This is a genomic window from Brevundimonas sp. UBA7506 (genome assembly GCF_002479495.1).
Classification (GTDB): Bacteria; Pseudomonadota; Alphaproteobacteria; order Caulobacterales; family Caulobacteraceae; genus Brevundimonas.
Genome location: NZ_DLNQ01000005.1, coordinates 953206 through 960066 on the forward strand (window position 1 = coordinate 953206; position 6861 = coordinate 960066).

Here is a 6861-nt window from a genome sequence, read left to right on the forward strand (position 1 = left end):
CTTTGAACAGGCTTTCGACCGCAGCAGCGATCTCGTCCTTGGTCGCGGTTCCGGCGACGCGGAAGACGACCTTGTTCTGTTCCGACAGGATCGTGGCCTTCTCGGTGATCACCGGAGCCAGGATGGTGTCGTAGTGCTTGGCGGTGGGTTGAGCGGCGGCCATTATGCGGCTTCCTTCTCAGCGAAGCGCGCCTCGATCGCCTCGACGGCGGCCTTGGTCAGCACCAGTTTGTCGGCCCGCAGGATGTCATAGACGTTCAGGCCGGCGTTCGGCAGCACGTCGATGTGCGGGATGTTGCGAGCGGCCAGGCCGAAGTTCGTGTCGACTTCCGGACCCGCGATGATCAGGGCCTTGGTCCAGCCGAGCTTGCCGAAGGTCTCGCGCAGCGAGGCCGTCTTGGCTTCCTTGACCGAAACGCTGTCGACCACGATCAGGTCGCCGGCCTTGGCCTTGGACGACAGGGCGTGACGCAGAGCCAGGGCGCGGACCTTCTTCGGCAGCGAATAGCCGTGGTCGCGAACGACCGGACCGAAGGCGCGCGAACCGCCGACGAACTGCGGTGCACGGCGCGAACCGTGACGAGCGCCGCCGGTGCCCTTTTGCTTGTACATCTTCTTGCCCGTACGAGAGTTCTCGTTGCGGGTTTGAACCTTGTGCGTGCCGGCGCGGCGCTTGGCCAGCTGCCAGTTGACGTAACGGGCCAGCAGGTCGCCGCGGATGTCGGAGATGCCGAAGACGGCTTCCGACAGCTCAACGTCGCCAGCAGCCTTGCCGTCGAGTTTGATGACCGAGAGTTTCATTACGCTTCACCGCCTTCATTGGCTTCCACTGCCGGAGCAGCAGCAGCCGGAGCAGCAGCCGACTTCACAGCGCCCGGGAACGGGGCTTCAGCCGGACGAGCCTTCTTAACGGCGTCGCGAACCTTGACGTAGCTGCCGTCGTGACCCGGGACAGCGCCCTTGATCAGGATCAGGCCGCGCTCGGCGTCCACGCGGACGACGGTCAGGTTCTGCTGGGTGACGACTTCCTGGCCGTAGTGGCCGGCCATCTTCTTGCCCTTGAAGGTCTTGCCCGGGTCCTGACGCTGGCCGGTCGAACCGTGCGAACGGTGCGACAGCGAGACGCCGTGCGTGGCGCGCAGACCGCCGAAGTTCCAGCGCTTCATGGCGCCGGCGAAGCCCTTACCGATGGTCTCGCCCTGGATGTCGACCTTCTGGCCCGCCAGGAAGTGATCGGCCGACAGCTCGGCGCCCACGTCCAGCAGAGCATCCGCGTCAACGCGGAACTCGGTCACATAGTGCTTAGGTTCGACCTCGGCCTTGGCGAAAACTTCGCGCTGAGCCTTGTTGGTGTTTTTTGCCTTCTTGGTCCCGGCGCCCAGTTGCAGGGCGACGTAGCCGTCCCGCTCTTGAGTGCGCTGACCCACGACCTGACAGCCATCCAGCTGCAGAACCGTGACCGGGATGTGCGCGCCGTCTTCAGCGAAGACGCGCGTCATACCCAGTTTCTTGGCGATCACGCCCGTACGCATGTCGGATCCCGCCTCTTTCTTTCTTAAATCTTGATCTCGACGTCCACACCGGCCGACAGGTCGAGCTTCATGAGCGCGTCCACGGTTTGCGGGGTGGGGTCGATGATGTCGAGCACGCGCTTGTGCGTGCGGATTTCAAACTGCTCACGCGACTTCTTATCGACGTGCGGCGAGCGGTTCACGGTGAACTTTTCGATCAGGGTCGGCAGCGGGATCGGACCACGAACGGTCGCCCCGGTGCGCTTGGCGGTGTTGACAATTTCGCGCGTCGAAAAATCGAGGACGCGATGGTCGAAGGCCTTGAGCCTGATGCGGATGCTTTGATCCATATCGGTTGTTATTCCCAAGCGGTCGGAACCGCGTCCCTGTGAACCATTTCAAAGACCGAAGCCTCGGGCAGAGCCCCAAGGAACGCAAATCCGCAAAAACGATTGGCCCACGCAGTTCCCCGCGAAGGCCATAAAGTCCCAAGAATGCTGCAAAGAACAGTAACTTAGGTCGTTCCTGCGAACCGCGTCTGCACCCGAAGATGCACAGCCGGTCCAACAAGAGGGCTGCTTATGCCCGCCGATTCCGTTTTCGTCAAGCGCCGAAACCGTTGCGTGGCGGGCGTTTGAGACTCATCCCCTCGCCTGCCCCGAGACTCCTTATAATAGGCCGATCGAGCATCGGACGCCGGGCGTTTTTTAAGGCCTGAGGCGAAAGCGAGGCCACATGACGGGCTTGTTAACCGTCCGCCGCATTGTCGCCCCGGCTCGCGACGCAAACGTGCCGCAATGCGTCACCCTTCGGCAACATCGCCCCTAAACCGCTGAAAGATGACAAGTTCGTAACAGCGAAACGACAATGCGGGGCCTATCTTCCCCGTGCCGCCACGGTGCGAACCCGGCGGCGTATAAAAAGGATAATCATAATGAAAACCGTCTTCCTCGCTTCGGTCGCCGCCGCCACCCTGATCGCCGCTCCGGCCTTCGCTCAAGACGCTGTCGGCTCGGCCGGCATCGGCTACGTTCACTCGGACACCGAAGGCTTCAAGACCGACGGCGCTCAACTGGACGGCGTCGGCGCCTTCAAGGTCGCCCCGGAATGGACCGTCACCGTCAACGGCGCCGTCAACTATGCTGACAGCGACTTCGGCGACGACACCACGGCCGCCGCTGCCGCCCACCTGACCAAGACCTTCGGTTCGGACCTGCGCGCCGGCGGCTTCGTCGGCGTGACCGACCTGGGCGGCGACGAGACCTTCACGGTTGGCGCTGAAATCCAGAAGTATCTGGCCTCGGCCACCCTGACCGGCCTGGTCTCCTACTCGGACCTGGACGGCGCTGACGCCTGGACCGTCGGCGGCGACGCCGCCTACTACGTCAACCCGTCGTTCCGCCTGAACGCTGGCGTGTCGTACAGCAACGTCGACACCGACCTGGGCGACTCGGACGTCTGGGCTTACGGCGCCGGCGCTGAGTACCAGTTCGCCAACAGCCCGTTCAGCGTCAACGGCTCGTACCAGCGCGTGTCGAGCGAGATCGCCAACGTCGACGTCGACGCTGACGTCTTCATGATCGGCGCTCGCTACAACTTCGGCGGCACCCTGCAGTCGCTGGACCGCGCCGGCGCCAACCTGGGCCGCACCCTGGCCAGCCTGCCGGTCGTCCGCGGCTTCTAAGCCAAGGAAGACCTTCGACTTCTAGGTCGAAATGAAACCCCGGCGGAGCGATCCGCCGGGGTTTTTTTATGGACCTGGCCAGAGCAGGCCACGACCAGACATGAGAAAGGCCCGGGGGGTTCCACGCTCCCGGGCCTTCTTCGCGGCGAGGCTGTCGGATCAGCGTCCGATGCGCACCTCGCCGGAACCGACGATCGAGCGCGACACCGGACCGGTCGCCTCGGCGATGCGAACGTCGCCCGACCCGGCGATGGACGCGTCCACGCTACCCGCCGCTCCGTCAAATCGCACATTGCCCGAACCGGCGACGGCGACGTCCAGGTTGGAGGCGCGACCGCCGCGGATGCTCACATCGCCCGAACCGCCGATGGAAACGTCCACCGGGCCGTTCACGTTCGCCACGACGATATTGCCTGAGCCGCCGACGTTTGCCTCAAGATCACCCGTGGCCCCGGCGAAGATCGAACCCGAGCCGCCCACCGACGCCTCCAGCGATCGCGACGTTCCGGCGCGGACCGTGCCGGAGCCCCCGACGCCGATCTCCAGTCGGCCGTCGACATTGGCCACGGTCCAGTTGCCGCAGCCGCCGGCGCCCAGATCGACGGAGCGGGCCCCGCGTCCGATCGATCCGTAAACGCCGCTGCCCGAACTGACGTCCACTTCCCGCGGCGTGCGCAGGACGATCAGCGGCGCGTCCTCCAGGCGGATGCGCCCCTTGCCGGCCAGTTCGACCGTCGCGCCTTCGCCCGGCTGGCGCGCATCCGCCCGGCCGTTGTTGTACTCGCGGATGCTGTCGTTGGAGAACTGCAGCATGCTGCGGCGACGACCCAGCCCGCCGTCGATGCGAACCTTGTCGCCACGGCGCTCGATGGTCAGTTGCGGCAGGTCGGCCGAGCCCTGCGTGATCTCGACGCCGATGTCGGCCCGGTCCTCGGGAATCACGATGACCCGGGCGACCGCATTGCGGATTTCGGCCTCCTGGGCGGCGGCGGGCTGGGCGGCGGCGATTGCGGCCAGAACGGCGGCGGAGGCGGCGGCGTAAACGGCGATCTTCATGGCGGTGTCCCTCTCCTGATCTGTGGCGAAGGTGACCTCGGGCGCCCGCCAAGTCATTTTAAATCGAGGTCATGAAGCCGTTGTAAGGAATGGGCTTGGGGCGCTCAGGACTGAAGAGCCCCTGCCCCGTCCGCCGCGCCGACCTCGGGCTCGAAGTCCCGCTCGAATTGAGCGATCCGGCTCTTCAATGCTCCCATGCGGCGCAGGGCCAGGGACGCCGCCCAGCGCGCCGCCAGCTCCCCCTGCCCCATCTGGTCGGTGAAGCGCGGCGCCCCGCCCCGGCTGCGCATCACCGCATTGGTGTAGAGCGCCCCGTTGCGGAACCGCGACGGCCAGGTCTGGAAATCCATCGACAGGGAGACGCAGAACCGGTCCAGGTTCTCCACCCGGTGCGGCGCATACAGGGGCCAGGTCAGGGCCTGCCCGGGCTCCAGATCGATGATCCGCGCGTCCTTCTCGAAGGCAAGGGCGTAGGGCAGTTCCTCGGTCGTCTGACGCGCCACGACCTGTTCCATGTTGCGCTCGGGCAGATGCGCCTCGTCGCCCGGATAGACGAAGATCCGCTTGCGGCCCCGCAGGTGGAACAGCACCACCCCTGCCGCATCGAAGTGATAGGGCACCCGCGCCTTGGGCGATGACAGAATCAGCTGGCCGGCGTTGGTGACCGCCCTTAGCCCCGGATAGGTCTTCTCGATCTGGCCATATTCAGCCATGGCCGCAGCCCACAGCGCCGGCCACCCCGTCTGCACGCCGCGCAGGTTGACCCACAGCCGGCCCTGCTGGATCGCTTCCAGCAGTTGGCCGCCGTCCAGCCGACCGCGCGCGCCGGTGCGCAGCGAGACCTGCCCTTCGTCGTCGTAGTCATACAGGTTGATGTCGAACAGTTCGGCCGGGTAGCGGTCGAGAACCTCGGCCAGGGCCGCATCCTCGGCGAAGCCCTGAGCAATCAGGCTATGCGGATGAACGGCGGCCTCGGCGATAGGGCCCGGATAGCGGGTGCCGCGTTCAGACATGATGGTCCTCGTCTTCATGATGCGTTAGCCGGTCGATCCATGGCCTTGGAAAAGGCCACGCGCGCGGCCAGGGCGGCGCCCTTCAAGCGGTCCACGCCGTTGGTCTCACAGGCCTCGATGACGTTCCAGCGGCGGCACAGGCTGTTGCCAAGCTTCTCCGCCCGCTCCGGCCCCGCCAGCTTCAGCACGGCCTCGGTCATGTCGCCCAGCACGGCCGGGAGCCCCGGTCGAAGGATCGCCGCCTCCGTGACCGGTTGCACTGTGTCGCAGAAGTAGCGTTTGTAGGCCTCGCCGCCGAAGCCGTAGTCGAAGTCGCGATACCCCTGCTCCGCCCCCAGCCGGATGGTCTCCATGCTCAGGATGATCCCGGGGGAGCACCGGGCCAGGGCGGGAACATAGGCCGGGAACCAGAAATGGAACCGTTGGCCCGCGTGCAGCGAATACTCCATGGCGGCGATCCTGGAGCCGGCGCGCAGCACCGCGATCGAGGCACCGAAATCTTCATGGCCCTCAGTCATCAGGGCGTGCAGAAGGTCGCGGGTCCAGCCGCAAGCGAACACATCGTGCCGGGTGGTCCGCCGGTACTGCTCGCGTTTGAGCGCGATCAGCTCGTCCAGCAGGCTGGCGTCGCGCAGGCCCATCTCGACCTCGACCGGACCGAACTCGGTCGCCATGCTGCGCCGCGCCCTCTCCTTGTCCTTGAAGTATTTGCCAAAGGCCTGACGTCGCGCCGCATACCAGGCGTCATACCCGCCCTCCTGAGGGATCGTGGTGCGGAAGCTCTCGCCCCGGACGCCGTCCGACGCCGCCCCCACCCAGCCGTTGACGCTGAACCGCCGGCCGCCCAGCAGGCGGGCGACCTCATCTAGGCTCGGCGTAGCGCCTTTCGGGCCTATGACCCCGTGATAGTCGTTCATCGGCGCGGCGATCGGCTGAATTGCGCCCCCGCGCTTCTGATAGGGGAAGTAGCCGACGACGGCGCCGTCGCGATGGAATACGGCCAGGCCGCAGTCCGGGCTGATCCGCGCGGCGATCTCGGCGAACTCGACGCGGAAATAGGGGCTGGCCAGATCCGGATCGGCTGCAGCCCAGCCGTTCCACTGCACGCGCTCGTCAGCCGTCAGGCTGTCCATGGATCGGATATCGAGGGTCAGTGCGCCGGACATCGGTCTCTCTTTGAGCAAATGGACAGCAAGATCCATTCCAGCCGGTTCTGACGCCCCCGCCTTTCGGCAGCGTTTACCGCCATGGTTTATGCGCCCCTTCACCCCGACAGCAAAACGGCCCCCGGATTGCTCCGGGGGCCGCCCTGTTACGCTTTACGCCTGGCCTGACGCCCTTGCGGGCTGCTTCAGGCCGGTACGCTTACTGTTCGGGTCCGAAGACCCGGATCCATCGCTTAGGCGACGATCTTGGCCACGACGCCGGCGCCGACGGTGCGGCCGCCTTCACGGATGGCGAAGCGCAGCTTCTCTTGCATCGCGATCGGCGTGGTCAGCTCGACGTCCAGCTCGGCGGTTTCGCCCCGCATGCTCATCTTCGCGCCTTGCTTCAGGCGCACGGTGCCGGTTACGTCCGTCCGGCGGCAGAAGAGCTT

The 6861-nt window shown here is 65.8% G+C and carries 8 protein-coding genes and 1 pseudogene; 1 reads left to right on the plus strand and 8 read right to left on the minus strand.

Features of this window, described 5'->3' with window-relative positions; all coding sequences use genetic code 11:
* From rplW to rpsJ, 4 genes are all read right to left on the minus strand, one after another.
* On the minus strand, window positions 1-163 hold a 163-nt coding region (gene rplW, locus B3K53_RS06645), incomplete at its 3' end, for a 50S ribosomal protein L23 (RefSeq protein ID WP_292083382.1).
* Window positions 163-801: a 50S ribosomal protein L4 gene (gene rplD / locus B3K53_RS06650; RefSeq protein ID WP_292083343.1), complete on the minus strand. Its 639-nt coding sequence runs from the start codon at window positions 799-801 to the stop codon at window positions 163-165. The genes rplD and rplW, both read right to left, overlap by 1 nt.
* Window positions 801-1532: a 50S ribosomal protein L3 gene (gene rplC, locus B3K53_RS06655; protein ID WP_292083344.1), complete on the minus strand. Its 732-nt coding sequence runs from the start codon at window positions 1530-1532 to the stop codon at window positions 801-803. The genes rplD and rplC overlap by 1 nt, the downstream gene beginning before the upstream one ends.
* 23 nt (window positions 1533-1555) lie before the next feature.
* The gene (rpsJ, locus tag B3K53_RS06660) at window positions 1556-1861 is read right to left on the minus strand and encodes a 30S ribosomal protein S10 (protein ID WP_105563630.1); all 306 of its coding nucleotides are present in this window, start codon (window positions 1859-1861) and stop codon (window positions 1556-1558) included.
* 584 nt (window positions 1862-2445) lie between these two features.
* On the opposite strand from rpsJ, the gene B3K53_RS06665 reads away from it, so the two are divergent.
* The gene (locus B3K53_RS06665; RefSeq protein ID WP_292083345.1) at window positions 2446-3195 is read left to right on the plus strand and encodes a porin; all 750 of its coding nucleotides are present in this window, start codon (window positions 2446-2448) and stop codon (window positions 3193-3195) included.
* 159 nt (window positions 3196-3354) lie between these two features.
* Here B3K53_RS06665 and B3K53_RS06670 read toward each other — a convergent pair whose 3' ends face one another.
* The 4 genes and pseudogenes from B3K53_RS06670 to tuf all read right to left on the minus strand — a co-directional run.
* Entirely contained in the window at window positions 3355-4251 is an 897-nt protein-coding gene (locus tag B3K53_RS06670; protein WP_292083346.1) for a GIN domain-containing protein, read from the minus strand.
* Between the two features lie 104 nt (window positions 4252-4355).
* Window positions 4356-5264: a transcriptional regulator gene (locus B3K53_RS06675; protein ID WP_292083347.1), complete on the minus strand. Its 909-nt coding sequence runs from the start codon at window positions 5262-5264 to the stop codon at window positions 4356-4358.
* Between the two features lie 14 nt (window positions 5265-5278).
* The gene (locus tag B3K53_RS06680) at window positions 5279-6430 is read right to left on the minus strand and encodes a GNAT family N-acetyltransferase (RefSeq protein ID WP_292083348.1); all 1152 of its coding nucleotides are present in this window, start codon (window positions 6428-6430) and stop codon (window positions 5279-5281) included.
* 233 nt (window positions 6431-6663) lie between these two features.
* Window positions 6664-6861 (minus strand): annotated as a pseudogene (tuf, locus tag B3K53_RS06685) (elongation factor Tu); the annotation flags it as partial.

What these genes read in the sequence shown, in the direction of transcription:
- rplD (WP_292083343.1), bottom strand. Translation starts at nt 801, where the DNA reads ATGAAACTCTCGGTCATCAAACTCGACGGCAAGGCTGCTGGCGACGTT.
- rplC (WP_292083344.1), bottom strand. Translation starts at nt 1,532, where the DNA reads ATGCGTACGGGCGTGATCGCCAAGAAACTGGGTATGACGCGCGTCTTC.
- rpsJ (WP_105563630.1), bottom strand. Translation starts at nt 1,861, where the DNA reads ATGGATCAAAGCATCCGCATCAGGCTCAAGGCCTTCGACCATCGCGTC.
- B3K53_RS06665 (WP_292083345.1), top strand. Translation starts at nt 2,446, where the DNA reads ATGAAAACCGTCTTCCTCGCTTCGGTCGCCGCCGCCACCCTGATCGCC.
- B3K53_RS06670 (WP_292083346.1), bottom strand. Translation starts at nt 4,251, where the DNA reads ATGAAGATCGCCGTTTACGCCGCCGCCTCCGCCGCCGTTCTGGCCGCA.
- B3K53_RS06675 (WP_292083347.1), bottom strand. Translation starts at nt 5,264, where the DNA reads ATGTCTGAACGCGGCACCCGCTATCCGGGCCCTATCGCCGAGGCCGCC.
- B3K53_RS06680 (WP_292083348.1), bottom strand. Translation starts at nt 6,430, where the DNA reads ATGTCCGGCGCACTGACCCTCGATATCCGATCCATGGACAGCCTGACG.